Origin of the sequence: Sporosarcina soli (assembly GCF_042655805.1) — a bacterium.
Classification (GTDB): Bacteria; Bacillota; Bacilli; order Bacillales_A; family Planococcaceae; genus Sporosarcina; species Sporosarcina soli.
In genome coordinates this window covers 1,681,498-1,700,330 of sequence record NZ_JBHSNO010000005.1, presented here as the reverse complement: position 1 = coordinate 1,700,330, position 18,833 = coordinate 1,681,498, and the positions used below count along the sequence as shown (strand labels likewise).

Annotated in this window: 17 protein-coding genes and 1 riboswitch; of the genes, 12 read left to right on the top strand and 5 right to left on the bottom strand. The window is 41.7% G+C overall.

Annotation, left to right across the window (positions count from 1 at the left end; genetic code table 11):
- Positions 1 to 49: 49 nt before the first annotated feature.
- Positions 50 to 154: riboswitch (SAM riboswitch) on the top strand.
- Positions 155 to 255: 101 nt separating this feature from the next.
- Complete coding sequence (locus ACFPRA_RS12150; protein WP_381434650.1) at positions 256 to 1,071, top strand: NtaA/DmoA family FMN-dependent monooxygenase; 816 nt, start codon at positions 256 to 258, stop codon at positions 1,069 to 1,071.
- Positions 1,049 to 1,618 carry an LLM class oxidoreductase gene (locus ACFPRA_RS12145; RefSeq protein WP_381434647.1) on the top strand — a complete coding sequence of 190 codons (570 nt, stop codon included), beginning with the start codon at positions 1,049 to 1,051 and terminating at the stop codon, positions 1,616 to 1,618. Before ACFPRA_RS12150 ends, ACFPRA_RS12145 begins: the two co-directional genes overlap by 23 nt.
- Positions 1,619 to 2,107: 489 nt before the next feature.
- On the opposite strand, the gene ACFPRA_RS12140 is transcribed toward ACFPRA_RS12145, so the two are convergent.
- Positions 2,108 to 2,941, bottom strand: a complete 834-nt coding sequence (locus tag ACFPRA_RS12140) for a TrmB family transcriptional regulator (RefSeq protein ID WP_381434644.1) — start codon at positions 2,939 to 2,941, stop codon at positions 2,108 to 2,110.
- A 140-nt stretch (positions 2,942 to 3,081) separates the two neighbouring features.
- Between ACFPRA_RS12140 and ACFPRA_RS12135 the strand changes: the two genes are divergently transcribed.
- Both ACFPRA_RS12135 and ACFPRA_RS12130 read left to right on the top strand, forming a co-directional pair.
- Positions 3,082 to 3,711 (top strand): homoserine/threonine efflux transporter, encoded by a 630-nt coding sequence (locus tag ACFPRA_RS12135; RefSeq protein WP_381434641.1) that lies wholly within the window; start codon positions 3,082 to 3,084, stop codon positions 3,709 to 3,711.
- Between the two features lie 149 nt (positions 3,712 to 3,860).
- A complete protein-coding gene (locus ACFPRA_RS12130; protein WP_381434639.1) occupies positions 3,861 to 4,910 on the top strand; it encodes a 2,3-butanediol dehydrogenase in 1,050 nt (349 codons plus the stop codon).
- Between the two features lie 134 nt (positions 4,911 to 5,044).
- Here ACFPRA_RS12130 and ACFPRA_RS12125 read toward each other — a convergent pair whose 3' ends face one another.
- Complete coding sequence (locus ACFPRA_RS12125) at positions 5,045 to 5,503, bottom strand: MarR family winged helix-turn-helix transcriptional regulator (protein ID WP_381434636.1); 459 nt, start codon at positions 5,501 to 5,503, stop codon at positions 5,045 to 5,047.
- Positions 5,504 to 5,668: 165 nt separating this feature from the next.
- On the opposite strand from ACFPRA_RS12125, the gene ACFPRA_RS12120 reads away from it, so the two are divergent.
- Positions 5,669 to 6,118, top strand: coding sequence for a MaoC family dehydratase (locus ACFPRA_RS12120; RefSeq protein WP_381434634.1), 450 nt, complete (start codon positions 5,669 to 5,671; stop codon positions 6,116 to 6,118).
- An 86-nt stretch (positions 6,119 to 6,204) separates the two neighbouring features.
- On the opposite strand, the gene ACFPRA_RS12115 is transcribed toward ACFPRA_RS12120, so the two are convergent.
- Positions 6,205 to 7,080: a LysR family transcriptional regulator gene (locus ACFPRA_RS12115; protein WP_381434631.1), complete on the bottom strand. Its 876-nt coding sequence runs from the start codon at positions 7,078 to 7,080 to the stop codon at positions 6,205 to 6,207.
- A 141-nt stretch (positions 7,081 to 7,221) separates the two neighbouring features.
- Here ACFPRA_RS12115 and ACFPRA_RS12110 point away from each other — a divergent pair, with 141 nt between their 5' ends.
- Positions 7,222 to 8,193 (top strand): DMT family transporter, encoded by a 972-nt coding sequence (locus ACFPRA_RS12110; RefSeq protein WP_381434629.1) that lies wholly within the window; start codon positions 7,222 to 7,224, stop codon positions 8,191 to 8,193.
- A gap of 44 nt (positions 8,194 to 8,237) precedes the next feature.
- On the opposite strand, the gene yiaA is transcribed toward ACFPRA_RS12110, so the two are convergent.
- Together yiaA and ACFPRA_RS12100 are read right to left on the bottom strand one after the other, a co-directional pair.
- Positions 8,238 to 8,708 carry an inner membrane protein YiaA gene (gene yiaA / locus ACFPRA_RS12105; protein WP_381434627.1) on the bottom strand — a complete coding sequence of 157 codons (471 nt, stop codon included), beginning with the start codon at positions 8,706 to 8,708 and terminating at the stop codon, positions 8,238 to 8,240.
- A gap of 381 nt (positions 8,709 to 9,089) precedes the next feature.
- Complete coding sequence (locus ACFPRA_RS12100) at positions 9,090 to 10,697, bottom strand: catalase (RefSeq protein WP_381434892.1); 1,608 nt, start codon at positions 10,695 to 10,697, stop codon at positions 9,090 to 9,092.
- A gap of 213 nt (positions 10,698 to 10,910) precedes the next feature.
- Here ACFPRA_RS12100 and ACFPRA_RS12095 point away from each other — a divergent pair, with 213 nt between their 5' ends.
- From ACFPRA_RS12095 to ACFPRA_RS12070, 6 genes are all read left to right on the top strand, one after another.
- Complete coding sequence (locus ACFPRA_RS12095; protein WP_381434624.1) at positions 10,911 to 12,668, top strand: sigma-54-dependent Fis family transcriptional regulator; 1,758 nt, start codon at positions 10,911 to 10,913, stop codon at positions 12,666 to 12,668.
- Positions 12,669 to 12,857: 189 nt separating this feature from the next.
- A complete protein-coding gene (locus ACFPRA_RS12090; RefSeq protein WP_381434622.1) occupies positions 12,858 to 13,238 on the top strand; it encodes a Rid family detoxifying hydrolase in 381 nt (126 codons plus the stop codon).
- Positions 13,239 to 13,251: 13 nt separating this feature from the next.
- Entirely contained in the window at positions 13,252 to 14,523 is a 1,272-nt protein-coding gene (locus tag ACFPRA_RS12085) for a Zn-dependent hydrolase (protein WP_381434619.1), read from the top strand.
- Positions 14,524 to 14,564: 41 nt separating this feature from the next.
- Entirely contained in the window at positions 14,565 to 15,791 is a 1,227-nt protein-coding gene (gene dpaL, locus ACFPRA_RS12080) for a diaminopropionate ammonia-lyase (RefSeq protein ID WP_381434617.1), read from the top strand.
- A gap of 133 nt (positions 15,792 to 15,924) precedes the next feature.
- On the top strand, positions 15,925 to 17,082 hold the full coding sequence (locus tag ACFPRA_RS12075) for a M20 aminoacylase family protein (RefSeq protein ID WP_381434614.1): 1,158 nt from the start codon (positions 15,925 to 15,927) through the stop codon (positions 17,080 to 17,082).
- Positions 17,083 to 17,204: 122 nt separating this feature from the next.
- Complete coding sequence (locus tag ACFPRA_RS12070; protein ID WP_381434611.1) at positions 17,205 to 18,644, top strand: alanine/glycine:cation symporter family protein; 1,440 nt, start codon at positions 17,205 to 17,207, stop codon at positions 18,642 to 18,644.
- Positions 18,645 to 18,833: the final 189 nt, after the last annotated feature.

Here is an 18,833-nt window from a genome sequence, read left to right as displayed (position 1 = left end):
TGTTGACGATTTAAAATTAGTATATTATGATTGTTCATACAAATACATAAACTTATCAAGAGAAGCTAAGGGACTGGCCCGTTGAAGCTTCAGCAACCTCTGCGTCGCAGGAAGGTGCTAATTCCAGCAAGGGGAAACCTTTGGAAGATAAGAGACAAAGCTATATTTACCTAGCCCTCTTTTCTGTCGAAAAGGGGGCTTTTACTATTGAAGTTTTCTAAAAATCAAAGAATCACAAAAATAGGAGGAACAGTCATGACTAAAAAAAGAATGTATTTAAATGCCTTTGAAATGAGTTGCGCGGCGTTTCAGTCGCATGCGTTATGGAGGCATCCAGATGATCAGACACCTGGCTATAAGGACATTGAATATTGGACACATCTTGCGAAAGTTTTGGAAAAAGGGCACTTTGACGCTGTATTTATCGCGGATGTATTAGGCGTTTACGATGTATACAAAGGTTCAAGAGATCCAGCAATCAGGTCTGGTATGCAAGTGCCGGCCAATGATCCAGCTTTTATTGTTCCAATCATGGCATCTGTAACCAAATCTCTTGGGTTCGGATTAACTGCCTCCACTACACATGATCATCCGTATACATTTGCTCGAAAAATGTCAACATTAGACCATTTGACGAAGGGAAGAATTGGTTGGAATGTCGTGACATCTTATTTAAATAGTGCAGCAAAAAACATTGGTCTCGACACTCAAACCCCACATGATGAGCGTTACGAGCGGGCTGATGAATACATGGAAGTTGTCTATAAGCTATGGGAAGCAAGTTGGGAAGATGATGCGGTTGTCATTGATAAAGAGAAAGGAATTTATACAGACCCTTCTAAAGTTCATGACATTAACCATGACGGCAAGTACTATCAAGTTCCAGGAAACCATATATGTGAACCATCACCACAGCGGACACCGGTTATCTTTCAAGCTGGAGCATCCTCTAGGGGCCGGGCGTTTGCAGCCGATCATGCTGAACTTATTTTTGTATCGTCCCCATCTTTAGAGAAAACGAAAAATATCGTTGCAACGTTTAGGGAAGATGTTGTCAAGTCCGGCAGATGATGTTAAAGTGTTGACGACCGTTACCCCGATTGTCGCGCCGACGTTGGAAGAAGCGCAAGCAAAGCTTGAAGATTATAAGCGATATATCGATCACGAAGGGGCACTTGCGCTAGTGAGTGGCTGGACAGGAATCGATATGGCGGAGTTGGATCCGAATCAAAAGGTGGAGTATATTGAGAATGACGCAATGCGATCAATCTTACAAGGCTTTGCGGGCATGACTGTGAATGAAATCGCTGAAAAAGTTGCACTTGGCGGTCTCGGTGAACTGATTGTCGGGGACCCTGAACAAATAGCGGACACATTAGAGGAATGGATGAACATTGCCGATATTGATGGATTTAATATTGTTTATTCCATTACACCAGGCTCCTTCGAAGACTTCGTTGAGCTGGTTGTTCCGGTATTACAAGAGCGGGGGTTAGTGCGAACAGCATACGAAGAGGGGACTTTCCGGAATAACTTATTTGGCCATGACCAACTAAGAGAAAATCATCCTGCTAAACAAGTGCGAAAACAAGTCGTTAGGGAACTAGTTACACAATAATGGATATCAATATGAAGTGCGGTTGATCGGCTGTGGATGAGAAATGGCGTTACAGAAAAATAACCTCCCTGCTTTCTTGCTGGATCGCGTAGGGAGGTTATTTCTTCATAGCCGCTGTCATTGCGGAAAATCTAATCAATCACGCCTCGGCGTGATTGCGTCCAGATTTTGAATTGAGCAAAGCTCAATTAACTCCTTTCAAAATCTGTGACATCCGCCGGAGGCTTGGGCCAACAGGATGTTGGCCACTCAGGCGTTGCCAATCAAACAGCGAAGGGTTTGATTTGCCGTATTTCTGCGTTTTTTTGCAGAAATTAAGGCACTTTCATTCAGGACGCGGCGATCTTAGCCTGAGTTCCTCTAATCAGCAAATCTTTTTGTACTGAAAGCGAAGCGTCAGCTACAGGGAGTTTGAACTCCCTCTGTTTGAAATGAATTTTGGCATTCATCCCGCCACTTATAGAAGTGGGGGACTTCTGCTGAATCAAGTTAAATTTCTTTCACATAATGCTTTTTAAAATCTGGATGGATTGAAAATTTACGACGTAAATGGATAAGGTTTTCACCAAAGCTTTCTTCCAAAAGCTCTCTATGTTTCTCCATAATTTCCATGAGGTACAAATCATGAATCACGACTTCTGTAATGGGCATGACCAAACCTACATGCATGGTCCATGCCGCACGGCTATCCTTACCTAGCGAAACAATACCTGCTACCACTTCTGAATCATCTCCGCTAAAGACAAGCCATTGTCCACCATACTCTTCTGTAATTTCATGACCCATATAGTGCAAGTAAACAGTAGCAAAATCAGAAACGATTTCCCCGTAAGCAATAATGATTACCTGAACTCCTCTGTTTGCTGCCTGTCTTAGTTCAGGCTCCAACTCTTCGTATTCCTCTTTCCAAATTTCTAAGAGAATTCTTTTTTTCGCCGCTGCTATACATGTTTTTACTTTATCAAGTATTTCATGACGACCTGTGATATTCCAAATATTCTCCCGGTCACTTGCAGAGTTTTCAAATTCCGCTAAAGATTTTTCTGCCAGTTCAAAGTTCTCTTCTGCTTTCAGTCGACGGTTTTTAATGAGCTCTTTTGCGGGGACAGGTGTATACTGCGGCGTATTCCCGTGACTAACGAGAATATCGCCGCGCATGACAAGGCCGTCCAGCACTTCATAGATTCTTGAGCGTGGTACGCCAGAATTTTTAGCGACAGCATAGCCGGTTAAAGGCGATTCTTCCAATAGAGTCAGATAGGCTTTCGCTTCATATTCGGTGAAATTCAGGTTCTTTAATGTTTCTAAAATGTTTTCTTTCATACAGCTCTCCTATATAAAATTAGTCGCTACCTTTGTAACTAGTATTTTATCAAAACGTATTGATTTAATCCAAAGACATCTGCTATATTTACATCAGTAGTTACTTGTGTAGTCACTAAAGAAGGGGGAGAGATTTCATCGTGGAAAACTTACTTACATATATCTCCATAGCTGCAATGATGGTGATTATACCTGGGGCAGACACGATGTTGCTTGTCAAAAATACACTGAGCTATGGTCCAAAAGCTGGGCGTTATACTGTTCTTGGCATGGCAATGGGGCTATCGTTCTGGACATTGATTGCGATCCTTGGCTTATCTGTTGTCATCGCAAAGTCGGTCGTTCTTTTCAGCATCATTAAGTATTTGGGAGCCGCCTACCTAATCTATTTAGGAATAAAAAGTTTCTTTACGAAAAGCGTGTTTTCTTTAAAGGAAATTCAATCCCAGGCCAATTCGCCGACGACGTATTCCAACCGGCATAATAAAAGTTCTTTTATGCAAGCGTTACTGAATAATATTCTGAATCCTAAGACTGTTTTGGTTTATATCACAATCATGCCGCAATTTATCAATTTGGATGGAAATGTAAAACAGCAATTGATCCTATTAGCCTTCATCCTAACTGCACTCGCTGTAGTGTGGTTTCTATTTCTTGTCACGCTCATTGATTACGCTAAAAAGTGGTTGAACAACCCCAAATTCCAAAAGATATTCCAAAAATCAACGGGCTTGGTTTTAATAGGCTTCGGTGTGAAAACAGGAATTTAACTTTAATCTTCGCCGTTCAGATCATTGAACGGTTTTTTCTATTCTAAGGCAGTTAATTTGGAAATAAATCAATATAGTGATATATTTATCTTGTATCGAAAGTATTACTTTAGTTTCAGTAAATCACTTACATCAGGAGGTAATTACCAATGAAAGCTGCAGTATGGCATGGTCTAAAAGATATTAGAGTAGAAGATGTCGAATTACGGGCGCTACGAGAAGATGAAGTGAAAGTGAGAGTCGCATGGGCAGGTATTTGCGGAAGTGACTTGCATGAATATGAGGAAGGACCGGTCTTCGTACCAGTAGATGCGAAAGCGGATTTGACTGGCGAAGTTGCACCACTTACAATGGGGCATGAATTTGCTGGTGTTGTTGAAGAAGTAGGTTCAAAGGTTACAAATTTTAAAGTAGGGGACCGAGTTGTTGTCAACCCTACACTAACATATAGAAAGAAACATGAAGAAGTGGATCGCTTTGATGGATTTAACTTCATTGGGTTACATGGAAATGGTGGATTTGCGAAGTATGCGAACGTTCCTGAAACCAATATTCATCGTTTAGCTGATAATTTAACATTGCAGGATGGTGCATTAGTAGAACCAATGGCCGTAGCTGTACAAGCTGTAAAAGACAGTGGCGTCGAATTAGGTGATACGGTTGCAGTCTTTGGTGCGGGACCTATCGGATTATTAACGATTATTGCGGCTAAAGCATCTGGCGCAAGTAAAATAATTGTATTAGATCTGTCTGATAATCGATTGGAGAAAGCGAAAGAATTAGGTGCGACGCATGTGATTAACTCTGGTAAAGAAGAGCCTGTACAAGCGGTGCGCGCAATTGCGCCAGACGGGGTGGATGTTTCCTTTGAAGTCGCAGGAGTTGCACCGACATTTAAACAAGCCATTGACGTAACAAAACCAAAAGGTAATATGATGATCATCTCTATTTTTGCCAGACCGATCGAGTGGAATCCAATTCAACTTATCAATACTGGTGTAAATGTCCTATCTTCAATTGTTTATACACCATCCACATTCCAAAGAACAATTGATGCAATGAGCACTGGACAATTAAATCCACAAGGAATCATTACAAGTCAAATTGTGTTGGATGATATTGTTAACAAAGGATTTGAAGCATTAACAAACGACAAAACTCAATCCAAAATTTTAGTTGAGTTAAGTGGTGAAAAATAATTTAATCTTATTTTATAAATGAATATTGTTGTTATCAAAGAGGCTGACTCACAAGTCTCTGAAATAAAACAGGCGGAGAGAATTGATCTCCGCCTGTTTTAATTGTGTAAAGAGCACTCATTGCGATAACGTTCTTACCTGTCATATGGTTCAACAAATTCTTGCAATTTTTTTAGCGTTTCCAATAAATCCTGATATTTTTCCTGGCCGATATCCTTTTCAATTTTCCCCTGTATTTGCAACCAAATAGGTGTTGCTTCTTCTAGCTTGGCAAGACCTATTTCGGTTATCGAAACGGATTTTGTTCTTGAATCACTTATATCTTTTGCAATGTTGACATAGCCCCTGTTCTTGAGAACATTCACATTGCGAGTAACCGTGGATTGGTCGAGTAACATGACGTCTCCCAGGTTGCTGATTGAAATTTTATCGTGACGGGCAATGTTCACTAACATATAATATTGGGTGACTTTTAGGCCGGTAGATTCCATTTTCCTTTCGTAAGCTTGCGTCACACTCCTCGCTGCTTTCCTAAGATTTGCACAAGCGCAAAATTGTATAATGTAATCCATTTTATTATGCGTGTTATTCATCAAGTGAATCTCCTTTTAATTTACAGATAATTATTTCTTGACAGATAATTCTTTTGTTACTACCATTATATATGTATATACATAGACTTGGAAGAGGACACAAGGAAATAATATTGCGTGATACATGTATATACATACAAAAGAGGGAAGAGGGGGGTAATTGTGATGAAGCAGGCACTTTATTTAGATGATTTAAAAGTGGGGGATACTTTTGTCAGTGAAAGGTATCAATTAAGTACAGAAAAAATAAAAGAATTTGCCCGTGAGTTTGATCCGCAGGTTTTCCATTGTGATGAGCAGCTTGCGGAAGATACTTTTTTCAAAGGGTTGGCGGCGAGCGGTTGGCATACTGCTTCTATTACGATGAAACTTTTGACGGAAAGTCTACCTTTTGCTCATGGGATTATTGGAGCCGGGGGAGAGATTAATTGGCCACTGCCAACCCGTCCAGATGATATTTTATATGTGAAAAGTACAATTAAAGAAATCAAACCTTCAAAATCCAAACCGAATCAAGCACTTCTACTTGTTGAAAGTGAAACGTTAAATCAAAAAAACGAAGTTTGTCAAAAGTTAACGGCCAAACTGTTAAGCTTTAGAAAGAGTGAAGGATAGGGGATTGGCGATTGTTTCTATGGAAGTCTAAACAGGCATAACCCCGTTCCAGCTATCAAACGGGGTTTTTTCATGGGATAAAATCCTCAAGTCAGCGGATAAGCCGGTTCACCTTTGCTTTGTTCAAACGTTTCGATAAACTTTTCGAGCGTAGAGGTTAAGTAGGCATCTTTTCGTCTGATAAAGACGGTATTGATTTTGCTATATTTTTCAGGTAGATAATGACACTGGATCAATCCTTTTTCTTCTAAATGGGAAACGGCCGATTTCGGGACGAATGTAATGCCAAGTCCCATGGCGACGCTTCCTAAGATGGTTTCCAAGGTACCGAACTCCATCACTTTTTGTGGTGTGATGTTTTGGTCTTTATACCAATTTTCTAATCTTGCCCGGTAGCCGCATCCTTTGCTAAAACATAGGAACGGCTCTTTTTTTAATTGTTCCAATGACGTTTTGGTGTTGTCCGATATGAGGACCAGTTCTTCTTGAAAAACGTCATGGGCAACAAGTTCAGGATGCTGGTTAATTTCCGTTATAAAGGCACCGTCCAGATTATGATTCAAGACGTCATTTTGGAGTTGTTCGGTAACCCCTGTCAGAAGTGATAAGTCTACATTTTTATATTTTTTGTTATAGGCAGATAATATAACCGGTAATTTTATGACGGTTTCAATGGACCCGATTTCCAGTTTTCCTGCCGGTTCCGATTTACTTTGGACGACTTTTTTCATTTCATTTGTCAGCTTTAGGATTTTCTCGCAATAGACTAGCAGTTTTTTTCCTTCAGGCGTTAACGTCATTCCACGGTTATGCCGGTTAAAAAGAGCTGTATTCATTTCAGTCTCAAGTTTCTGGATCCGTGATGTAATATTTGATTGGACGTAACTTAATTCTTTTGCGGCTTCAGTAATCGTTCCTTTTTTTGCAACCATTTGAAAGATTTCCAAGTCTTTAAACTCCACCCGATGCCACCCTTTCCATTTAACTTTCTTTCATGATATCACTAATTTAGATGTTAAACATCATTATTGTTCATTTTGAGAGATAGCTAACTTGTGATTAAATGGATATAGAGAAATTAATTGAAGGAGACAACGATTTGCGTGAAAAATAATGTAGTATTGGGTGCTTTTTTATGTTTGATCTCCGCAATATCTTGGGGAGCAATGTTTCCGGTAGCGAATCATGCGTTTCAACATATTGACCCACTTTATTTTACGATTTTCCGTTATGGCTTTGTAACGATCATTTTAATCGTGTGGTTGTTATGGAAGGAAGGCAAACAAGCTTTCCGCTTTGAAGGGAAAGGTTGGCACCTGTGGTTTTACGGCACAATGGCCTTTGCAGTTTATAATTTGCTCATTTTCTGGGGGCAAGATTTATTGGGCAATCCAGGTACGATGATCGCTTCCATTATGGAATCTTTAATGCCGATGATTTCTATCATTATTGCCTGGGTGTTCATCAGACAACGACCTCATGCATTTACAATGTTTTGTGTGTTTATCGGGTTTGTTGGAGCATCGTTAGTCGTCACAAAAGGTGATTTTGGTGCTTTTTTTACAGCGAAAAATGACATTCTTCCCTCTTTATTGATTTTTATCGCAGTCGTTGGGTGGGTGGTTTACACGATGGGCGGAAGCCGATTTAGCAAGGATGGCTGGTCCGCGTTACGTTATTCGACGCTAAGTTGTTTGCTTGGAACGGCTACTGCACTTGTTGTCGTTCTTGGAGCGACACTTTCAGGTTACGTCTCGTTTCCAACTGTTGAAACAATTATGATCACGAGCCCGCATATTGCTTTTATGGTAATTTTCCCAGGTGTGATTGCCTTGGTAGGGTGGAATTATGGCGTGAGTGTCATCACACCGTTAAATGGATTATTATTTTTGAACCTGGTACCTGTTACGACGTTGGTCATTCAAATTGTTCAAGGGGCGGGCATCACAGTGTACGATTATATAGGCACCATTTTCATTATCATATCCTTGTTGACCAATAATATTTTCCTAAGGTGGCAGCAAAGAAGCAAGCAGCCGAAAGAGAATTTCGAAGGAAGATTACAGGAAACATAAAAACGACTTCCAACGAAGTCGTTTTTATGTTTGCGAAAAGGAGTTCAAGCTCTTTCTCTTGCTTTCTGTGTATCTCGGACGTTTTTCTGGACGGTGATGGCTGCAAAGATACTAAGAACGAAAGCCATCGCATAAAATCCTTTTTCACTTAGAACGATACTACCTGTGTTGTACAAACCGATACCCATCAGTAATATCGATACAAGCAGGGCAAACCAACTAATCCCATAGTAAATATTTGTCACTGGGATACCTTCTTCTTTATCTCGTACCGCTTTTTGCAAAGAGACAGATGAATAGAGTCCGAGTAGTAAAATAGCAAAGTAATACCCTTTTTCATTTAGTTCCATTGCAGCGTTGAATAAACCAATAATATAAGCTGATATTCCAATGACTAGTGTTGCCAAAGAGGCCCCTTTGAAAGCTGAAGTAGGTTCTCCATCTTTTCGTTCTACTTTCAATTTCAGCTCATTTTGCTTTTCCTTATCAAATAAATCTTCGCGGTCGTTCGCCATTAAACGTCCCTCCCTTTCGATAATCACAATCCAAATGAGCTTAAATCGGCAATGTTTTTAGAAAAATCCATTCCATCTATTTACTGAAGTGATCCGTTATATTCAGTGAGGCGATCTTTTTACAGGTTTCGAGAAATCTGCATAAGATTGCAAGGTTTGTTTGTTCATACTATATGAATGAGAGTAGCACTTTTAGTACTTCTTTGATTTAGAGTGTAATTGGACTTTAAAAAAATATATATTTCAAATCGTGATGATGACAAATTAGTGGAGGTCGCTTGTACTGCGGTTTTGTATAGGTGTGGAAGGGGAGTAGTAGATGGCGGAACTATTGAAATAGACCGGGTGCGTCCACACCCGGTCCATACGTCTGATATACAATTAATAGGGATCGGCTTCATGACTTTTGTTCACAGCGTCTTTTGTTGCTTCGTTCGCTGCTAATGAGCCTTGACCATATTTTGATTGTCCTGATTCACGGCCGGGAACTTTGTTTTCCGAGCCCATTTCTCCTAGTTCTTTCATTTTCTTTTCAATGCCTTCTTTGACACGTCGGCCGTACTCTTCATCGGCTTGTGTGAAGTGCTCGATCATGGCATCCTGAATACGTTTATCGCAGATGGCAAGTGCATCGGATAGGTTGTTAATCAATTCATCGCGTTCCCAATCTTCAAAGCTGCGGTATGTGTGTCCTGCTTGACCGTAGTTGTTCGGACGATCAATGGGTGCGCTCATAGCAGCCGCATTGTACGTAGGGTGATGCGGTGGATGATGGTTTTCTGGGTTTGCTTCCTCAAAGCCACCGAGCATCGATGGTTCATAGTTAATATGTGGATCTCCAGCTTCTTCTAAATCAGGAACAGCCATCTGACCCCGACGCTGATTGGTGCGCACAGGCACTTTCGGTGCATTCACAGGCAGTTTTAAATAATTCGCTCCTACACGGTAACGCTGGGTATCGGAGTAAGAAAACGTCCGGCCTTGCAGCATTTTGTCATCTGAGAAATCCATGCCGTCTACGAGGACGCCTGTACCGAAGGCGGCTTGCTCGATTTCCGCATGAAAATCCACTGGATTGCGGTCGAGGACCATACGTCCAACCGGTCGCCACGGAAACTTCTCTTCCGGCCAAAGCTTTGTATCATCAAGAGGGTCGAAGTCGAGCTCCGGGTGGTAATCATCCTCCATGATCTGTACGAAAAGCTCCCACTCAGGATAATCCCCGCGCTCGATCGCTTCATATAAATCCTGTGTCGCATGACCAACGTTCTTGGCTTGAATGGCGTCCGCTTCTTCTTGTGTCAAATTACGAATCCCTTGCTTCGGCTCCCAATGATACTTCACCAGCACCGCTTCACCTTTGTCATTTACCCATTTGTAGGTGTTGACGCCGGAACCTTGCATATGGCGGTACGTCGCCGGAATGCCCCATGGAGAAAATAGAAAGGTGATCATATGCGTCGCTTCAGGTGAACGGGAAACGAAGTCAAACATCCGCTGAGGATTGGAGACGTTCGAAGCCGGATCAGCCTTAAATGCGTGAATCATGTCCGGAAACTTCATCGCATCGCGTATAAAGAAAATTTTGAGATTGTTTCCAACCAAATCCCAGTTGCCATCTTCCGTATACATTTTTACCGCGAAGCCGCGTGGATCCCGTGCTGTTTCCGGGGAATCTTTCGCCCCCGCCACTGTAGAAAAACGAACCATCAGTGGTGTTTTCTTCCCGGCACCTGAAAATACTTTGGCACGCGTATATTTTTCCACGGGTTCGTCTCCCACTTTTCCATACGTTTCAAAATAGCCAAAGGCACCTGCTCCTCGCGCGTGCACGACACGTTCCGGAACCTCTTCCCGATCAAAATGGGAAATCTTTTCGATGAAATGATAATTCTCAAGCATGGCTGGACCGCGATCACCGATTGTGCGAATGTTTTGGTTATCCTTCACAGGATGACCTTGGCGCGTTGTCAATGTCTCGCGTTGCATGTCCTGTTTCGTGTCTTTGTTCTCTGCCAAAATGGACAGCCTCCTCAAAATTAGTCATCCTTAGCTCTTCACTTTTCGTAGAAAGTTTATACACTGAGAGGGAGTTCATTTTTGAAGTAAAAGTATTCGTATCAAGAGAGACGTTATGGAATTCATCCATAGGGTGGTATGATTTTATTGAATCATTACGGCGATAGAATAGAAGGTGATTTGATGGATTTGATGAGTATTCAACCTGCAGTACAGCGGATCGCGGATGCCATAGCGGCTGTTCTGAAAATAGAAGTGGAGATTGCCAATCATCATTTCATTCGAGTGGCAGGAACGGGAGAGCAAAAAGAAAGTGTGCTTCGCAAAATGGAAGGTGACTTCGTCTATCAGTCCGCTGTTCGGACGGGACAACCCGTCGTGATTGAAAATCCTGGGCATGACCCAATTTGTGAGCGATGCAAGTTTTTTGGGAATTGCTCGGAAACTGGTGAAATTTGTGCGCCGATTACCTTTCAAGGGCAACCGATTGGTGTGATCGGGTTATTAGCTTTTAATGAGGATCAGCGGTTGCGCTTATTTGAAAATACAGGAGGTATCCTCACTTTCTTGAGTAAAATGGCAGATCTGTTGGCCAGTAAATTACACGAGCATGAGATGATCCAGCAGCTTACGCGTAGTTCAGAAAAAATGGATAAAATTATGAACCTTGTCAATCAAGGAATCATTGTCATTGATGAAGCAGGAAGCATCCAAGAAATAAATGTAAAAGCAGAACTATTGATGGAAATAAAAGAAAAACACATATTGCCGGAAGAAGTTCAACATTTTTTACGCACAAGGGGCCGAGAAGACGAGGAAATCGATCAAACGATCAACTTGACGATTAATGGTATCGAAAAAAGCTTTCTGGTGAATAAGCAAAAAATTTCTTCTGTTCGTCAGTCATCCGAGTACTTGATCACCATTCAAGACGTGAATGAAATTCAGCATTTGGCGGAAAAAACAACGGAAAATCAAAAAAAACCGTTTGATCAAATTATCGGTATCAGTGCGCAAATACAAGAAGTGAAGGATTATGCCTATCAAGTTTCGCAATCCCATTCCACGATTTTAATCCAAGGAGAAAGTGGGACGGGAAAAGAGGAGTTTGCGAAAGCGATCCATCATGCAAGTATGCGGAAAGACAAGCCCTTTATAACAGTCAACTGTGGTGCGATTCCTGAAAACTTATTGGAAAGTGAATTGTTCGGGTATGAAAAAGGGGCGTTCACGGGTGCCAATCAGAAAGGGAAACCCGGTAAATTTGAATTAGCAAATACAGGAACAATTTTTCTGGATGAAATAGGAGAAATGCCCTCCTTACTTCAAGTGAAATTATTACGAGTTTTGCAGGAAAGGGAAATTGAGCGTCTAGGCGGAACAGCATCCATTCCGATTGACGTGCGTGTCATTGCAGCTACAAATCAAGACCTGCAGGAAATGGTGAGTAAAGGAACATTCAGAGAAGATTTGTATTTCAGGTTAAATGTGATTCCGATGGTCCTGCCGCCACTTAGAAGCCGAAAGGAAGATATTCTCGCTTTAAGTGAGCATTTTATTGGGATTTTCAATCAGCTGTTCCAAGCGAATGTACTCGGGTTTGGAAAAGACGTGAAAGAGTTGATGATCCATTACCCATGGGAAGGAAATGTTCGCGAATTAAAAAACTTCATCGAGTACTTATTCAATTTTATCGATAGCGGTTGGATTACAATGGAAGCGGCAGAAGCACTTATCCTTCGTAAATTGAAAATCGAACAGGGAGAACCCGCAGTTACCTTACCTTCATTCTCCCTTCAAGAAATGGAGAAAGAAATGATTCAAAAAGCGCTGGATTATGTTCGTCATCATGATCTGAATATTGAAGATGCCAGCGGTCTGCTCGGAATTGGAAGGGCAACGTTATTTAGGAAAATAAATAAATATCAAATTGATACTTAGTCTCAATTTGATATTATGATTGTTTTCTTTATAGAGATTTATCCTAATACATAAACAAGCCGTATATTGAGTATCGCTTTGATACTCAATATACGGCTCTTTTTTTTATTACCCCTTGCTTTAGACGTTTTTGTAACTTGGCACGACTCTTGCATTAATACATTTGTAGATAGTAAGGGGGAAAAATAAATGATTCAACAAATTTCAACAAATAAAGCACCGGCGGCTGTCGGACCCTATTCACAAGCGGTTACAGTAGATGGTTTTGCATTTTTATCAGGGATGTTGCCATTGGATATTGAAAGTGGAGAAATGGTCGGTGAAACGGCTGCCGAACAAACAGAGCAAATACTGAATAATATTAAGGGGCTTCTGTCGGATTTGAGTCTCGGATTGGAAGACGTTTTTAAAACAACGATTTTTCTAGATTCAATCGATTCATTCCAAAGTGTGAATGAAGTGTACGGCTCTTATTTTACCGCCCATAAACCGGCAAGAAGTTGTGTAGAAGTGTCAGCAATTCCCAAAGGGGCATTAGTGGAAATCGAAGTCATTGCGAAATTGAAATAGGAGGATCGGCATCATGAAAACGGAAAACAACGAAATCAAACTAAACGGTAATCAGCCATCCATAGACGCGGAACGATTAGTCCGTAGAATTCAAGAGCTGGGTCAAATAGGGCGTGATGAAGATGGCAAATTGATTAGGTTAGCAGCTTCTGAAACAGATAAAGCAGGGCGCGATGCGGTGGTTTCTTGGATGGAGGATGCCGGACTGGAAATCGCAATCGACCGCATCGGCAATATTTTTGGTATTTGGCGTGGAACAGATACTGCAGAGCAAGCCCCTGTCCTCGTTGGTTCGCATATAGACACAGTCATCAATGCTGGTATTTATGATGGGTGTTATGGTGTACTTGCGGGCATCGAGGTCATCAAGACTCTGCGGGAGTCCGGGTTTGTTCCTTCCCGCCCGATCGCGGTTGCAGCGTTCACAAATGAGGAAGGGGTGCGCTATGCACCCGATATGATGGGCTCCCTTGTCTATGCGGGAGGTCTTTCCGTTGATGAGGCGCTGGCAACAGTCGGCACTGATGGGACTTTACTAGGCGAAGAGCTTGAGAAAATTGGTTATGCGGGCACGGAAGATCCGGGATTTTTACAGCCGCACGCTTATGTAGAACTACATGTAGAGCAAGGCCCAGTGCTTGAACGGATGGGAATCCCGATCGGCGCAGTAGAAAACCTTCAAGGAATCTCTTGGCAACGCGTGACGATAGAAGGTGATGCCAATCATGCCGGTACCACTCCGATGGCGATGCGGCGTGACGCGGGACATGCCGCCGCAAAAGTTATGACGTTCCTGCATGAACGTGCAGTTAGTTCCGTCACACCGACTGTGGCGACGGTTGGTTGCATCGAATTTGAACCAAATGCGATCAACGTGATTCCTTCACGTGCCACGTTCACGGTCGACTTACGCGATCCCGATGAACAGCGCCTGAAAGACGAAGAGGCAGCATTGACAAAATACCTTCAAGAACTTGAGCCTGCAGAGGAAGTTACGATTACGGTAGAGCGACTAGCGCGCTTTGAACCGGTTATTTTCGACAAGCATATCGTTGAGTTGGTGGAAGTTGCATCCAATCATCGTGGCCTAGAATCGAAGCGGATGACTTCCGGCGCAGGGCATGATGCACAAATGATCGCCCGCATTTGCCCGACAGCTATGATTTTCGTTCCAAGTGATGGGGGGATCAGTCACAATCCTCGCGAGCATACATCGGACTCGGATTTAGTGGCAGGGGCGAATGTGTTACTGGACGTTGTTCGTCATCTTGCAGGAAAACAATAGTATTACAATTATCAATAACGAATTGAATCAGGGGGATTATCATGCAGAAAACTATTCAAGAAGATATCAAGTTGGCCATCAACCATTTTTATTCACCGGAATATAACGAAGAAGAACTAGCTCCATTTGAAGAAACTAAAATTAAAGGGATTCATGAGTTCCAAAAAACACATCGTTTGTATACGGAAACGCCTTTATATCGCCTAAAAAATTTAGCTGAACATTTAAACGTTGCGGATATCAGAATGAAGGATGAGTCACAGCGTTTTGGTCTGAATGCCTTCAAAGTGATGGGCGGCATCTATGCCATTGCAAGATACTTAGCCGATCGTTTAGGGGAAAATATTGAAAATCTATCATTTGAAGAGTTGCAGTCTTCCAAAGTAAAAGAACAGCTTGGCGAATTGACGTTCATTACAGCGACGGACGGTAATCATGGACGAGGTGTAGCTTGGGCAGCAAGGGAGCTTGGCCATCAATCGGTCGTCTATATGCCGAAAGGATCGACAGAACGACGTTTGCAAGCGATCCGTGATGAAGGGGCCCACGCTGAAATTACATCCATCAATTACGATGACACGGTTAGGATGTGTGCAAACCTGGCTGATGAAAATGGATGGGTTCTCGTTCAGGACACGGCTTGGGATGGTTACGAAGACATACCTTTATGGATTATGCAAGGGTATGCTTCCATCGCAAAAGAAGCCGTAGATCAGTTGGATGCAGACGGTGGACAACAGCCGACGCATATTTTCCTTCAGGCGGGCGTCGGTTCTTTCGCAGCAGCCATTGCGGGTTATATGCTTGAACATTATCGGGACAATCCACCGACGATTGTGGTCGTCGAACCCGAACAAGCGGAGTGTTATTACCGTTCATTTTTAACGGAAGATGGTACTAGGGAAATTGTCACGGGGGATATGAACACCATTATGGCGGGGCTGTCATGCGGGGAGCCTAACACAAGTGCTTATCGCTTGTTACGCCAATATGCGAAAGGGACATTTTCGTGTAACGACAATATTGCAGCACTCGGTATGCGTTTATATGGGAATCCGATGAAGGGTGATCCTCGAGTGATATCCGGTGAGTCTGGGGCAGTGACACTCGGCTTACTGTACTATTTGCGAAAACTGGCGAAAGACCCTGCTCATGGCAAGGCGATTTCACTTGATGCTGATTCGCGGGTTTTGCTAATTAGCACTGAAGGAGATACGGATCCAGCAACTTATCAGAAGGTTGTATGGGAAGGACTTTGTCCGAATTAAGGAGGAGTTCATTCTTTAAAAAGCCTAGATGAGGGATGACATCATCCCCATCTAGGAAAAGCCAATGGGTGCCTATCTAATTAACAGATTCTAAGTAGAAACATAAAAGAGTTCATAAGAGGGTGGAATGAATATGAGCAATGAAAATTTAAACAATCAACTTACGGAGTGGAGGCATTATCTCCATTCATACCCTGAAACTGCTTTTGAAGAAGAAAATACAGCGCGGTTTGTTGCAGAGAAATTGCTGGAAATGGGTTATGAAGTGGTTACTGGCATTGGAAAAACAGGGGTAGTTGGTACATTAAAAAATGGTGATGGCCCAGGAATTATTGGAATCCGTGCTGATATGGATGCTTTGAACATTCAAGAACAAACCAATCTACCATACTCTTCGAAATATCCGGGTAAGATGCATGCTTGCGGCCATGATGGACATGTAACGACAGCACTTGGTGCAGCGAAATTACTTGCGGATCGAAAAAACTTTAACGGAATGGTTCGTTTCATTTTCCAACCTGCAGAGGAACACGGTGAAGGGGCACTTGCCATGCTAAAGGATGGATTATTTGAGCGTTTCCCAATTGATGAATTTTATGGGTTACACAATATGCCTGGTTTGCCAGAGGGGCAAATCCATTCCAAAGTTGGAGGGATTATGGCAAGTGAGGATAACTTCGAAATTCGTATAAAAGGGAAAGGGGGACATGCCTCAGCTCCAAACATGGGGGTTGACGCATTGGTGACCGCTTCCCAAATCATATTAGCCTTACAAACCATTGTAGCAAGAAATATTGATCCGATTGACACCGCGGTTGTTTCTTGTACTGAAATCCATACGGACGGTACAGTCAATGTAATACCGACGAATGTTGTCATAACTGGTGACTGCAGAAGTTATAAACCGGAAGTCCAATCTCTTATTAAAGAGAGAATGCAAGCAATTTGTGAAAGTATTTGTGAGGCGAACGGGGCAACATGCGAATTCACCTATAGAAACTCTTTTTCTCCAACAGTTAACTGGGAAGATTGTCACCATACAGTAGTGCAAGCAGCTACAAACGTACTTGGGGAAGAAAATGTGGTTGATCATGCACAGCCGATAATGGGTTCAGAGGATTTTGGGCATTTTATTGATAAAATTCCGGGATGCTATGTCTTCCTGGGTGGTAAGCGTGAAGGAGAAGAAGTATATCCTCTTCACCATGCCAAGTTTGATTATAAAGATGAAAATTTAGTTCGCGGTGCTGAATTTTTTGCTGAAATTGTTCGCTTGAAATTACCGCTTTAAGCAATGCTTTTCCCCAGTAAGTTTAATCAATTACGCCTTGGCGTAATTGGTTACAGTGGGAAGACTATTCTGGATAAATGTCGGAATATTTTACGTAATCAATATATGAGAGGGGTGTTATCATGCAAGTAATATATGATATAACTGACTGGCTGTGGGCAAATGTGATCGGATATACTTTACTAGGTGTTGGTCTATACTTCACGATTAGACTAAAATTCCCTCAAGTTAAACATTTTTTCCGGGCGATTCGTACCATGAAAAAAAGTGTGCAAGGTGATGACGGAGGCGTATCTGGATTCGGTACTTTAATGGCTGCCCTCGGTGGTCAATTAGGTACAGGAAGTCTAGTGGGTGTGAGTAGTGCATTGTTTATTGGAGGTCCCGGAGCTATTTTCTGGATGTGGATGACCGCGTTGTTTGGAATGATTGTAAGTTTTAGTGAAACAGTTCTAGGGCAAGCTTTTCGGGTTAAAGATAAAGATGGAAATTATCAAGGAGGACCAGCTTATTACATTGAAAAAGGTTTGAGAAATAAGCCATTGGCTATTATAATCTCATTTCTATATGTATTGGGTATTGGTATTGCAATCGCGTCTATTCAGACAAATTCAATTGCGAACGCATTTACGGGTGTAGTTAACATTCATCCGATTATTCCAGGGATAATTGTTGTGATCTTGGCATTTTTAGTAACCATCGGAGGAATGCAAAGATTAGCGAATGTATCCACTTTTATTGTTCCCCTTATGGTAGTTGTTTACTTTTCGGTTGTACTTTATATAGTAATCATTAATTTCGCTTATATCCCGACCATCTTTGGTGCTATCTTTGAAAGCGCATTCACAGGGAAGTCGGCAGTTGGTGGAGTGGTAGGATGGACTGTTGCAGAGGCGTTTAGAAGCGGCGTGGCCAGAGGAATGTTTTCTAATGATGCAGGGAACGGGTCTGCTGCTATCATGCATGCTTCTGCCGATGTTAAACATCCAGTAGACCAAGGGTTTTTGGGGATGATTGGCACCTTCATCACTACGATTATTATTTGTACAGCTACTGCACTGGCCATTTTGATGACCGGCTCCTTAGAATCAGGTCAAGACGGTATCTTATTATTACAAACTGCTTTCGGTTCTGTTTTAGGTAGTTTAGGTAGTTGGATTGTATTTTTTGCGATGTTTTTATTCGGATTTACGACACTATTAGCAGATATGCATTATGGTGAATCCAATTTAACGTATATTTTTAAAGAAAAGAAAAAGATCCCCATTTTAGTATTCAGAGTCGTACTAGCAATGATTCTTGTATTAGCAAGTGTTGTAAAATTGAATGTCATTTGGGCGGCTGTAGACCTAATTTTAGGAATGATTGTATTTATTAACGTACTATCTTTAATGCTTCTTTTTAAATACGTTAGATATATTTATCAACATTATTTTAGAGAAGTTGAAAGAGGAAACGAAAATCCTAGATGGGACTATGATTTAGATATCACAAAAATAAGTTTGTCGGATGTGGACAATCCTCATTATAAAAAAGTTACGAAAAACTCGGTTGAGATTTAACCGACTGATAAAGCAAGCGTCAAATAGCTCACACCTAGTATTTGACGCTTACTTTTATATGAGAAAACATTCAATTTTGGCTTTAGACTAGCTGCGCTGGAAAAATAAAATCTAGGGTGTCACAAATATAGTAGGAAAATTATAGACAATATTAAAAAATGATTGAAAAGTGTGCGCAGGATAGGTACC

Excerpts from the sequence above, each read along its gene's own strand:
- ACFPRA_RS12085 (WP_381434619.1), top strand. The coding sequence starts at position 13,252 with ATGAAAACGGAAAACAACGAAATCAAACTAAACGGTAATCAGCCATCC.
- ACFPRA_RS12095 (WP_381434624.1), top strand. The coding sequence starts at position 10,911 with ATGGATTTGATGAGTATTCAACCTGCAGTACAGCGGATCGCGGATGCC.
- ACFPRA_RS12120 (WP_381434634.1), top strand. The coding sequence starts at position 5,669 with ATGAAGCAGGCACTTTATTTAGATGATTTAAAAGTGGGGGATACTTTT.
- yiaA (WP_381434627.1), bottom strand. The coding sequence starts at position 8,708 with ATGGCGAACGACCGCGAAGATTTATTTGATAAGGAAAAGCAAAATGAG.
- ACFPRA_RS12070 (WP_381434611.1), top strand. The coding sequence starts at position 17,205 with ATGCAAGTAATATATGATATAACTGACTGGCTGTGGGCAAATGTGATC.
- ACFPRA_RS12075 (WP_381434614.1), top strand. The coding sequence starts at position 15,925 with ATGAGCAATGAAAATTTAAACAATCAACTTACGGAGTGGAGGCATTAT.
- ACFPRA_RS12125 (WP_381434636.1), bottom strand. The coding sequence starts at position 5,503 with ATGAATAACACGCATAATAAAATGGATTACATTATACAATTTTGCGCT.
- ACFPRA_RS12145 (WP_381434647.1), top strand. The coding sequence starts at position 1,049 with ATGTTGTCAAGTCCGGCAGATGATGTTAAAGTGTTGACGACCGTTACC.
- ACFPRA_RS12130 (WP_381434639.1), top strand. The coding sequence starts at position 3,861 with ATGAAAGCTGCAGTATGGCATGGTCTAAAAGATATTAGAGTAGAAGAT.
- ACFPRA_RS12150 (WP_381434650.1), top strand. The coding sequence starts at position 256 with ATGACTAAAAAAAGAATGTATTTAAATGCCTTTGAAATGAGTTGCGCG.
- ACFPRA_RS12090 (WP_381434622.1), top strand. The coding sequence starts at position 12,858 with ATGATTCAACAAATTTCAACAAATAAAGCACCGGCGGCTGTCGGACCC.
- dpaL (WP_381434617.1), top strand. The coding sequence starts at position 14,565 with ATGCAGAAAACTATTCAAGAAGATATCAAGTTGGCCATCAACCATTTT.
- ACFPRA_RS12100 (WP_381434892.1), bottom strand. The coding sequence starts at position 10,697 with ATGCAACGCGAGACATTGACAACGCGCCAAGGTCATCCTGTGAAGGAT.
- ACFPRA_RS12140 (WP_381434644.1), bottom strand. The coding sequence starts at position 2,941 with ATGAAAGAAAACATTTTAGAAACATTAAAGAACCTGAATTTCACCGAA.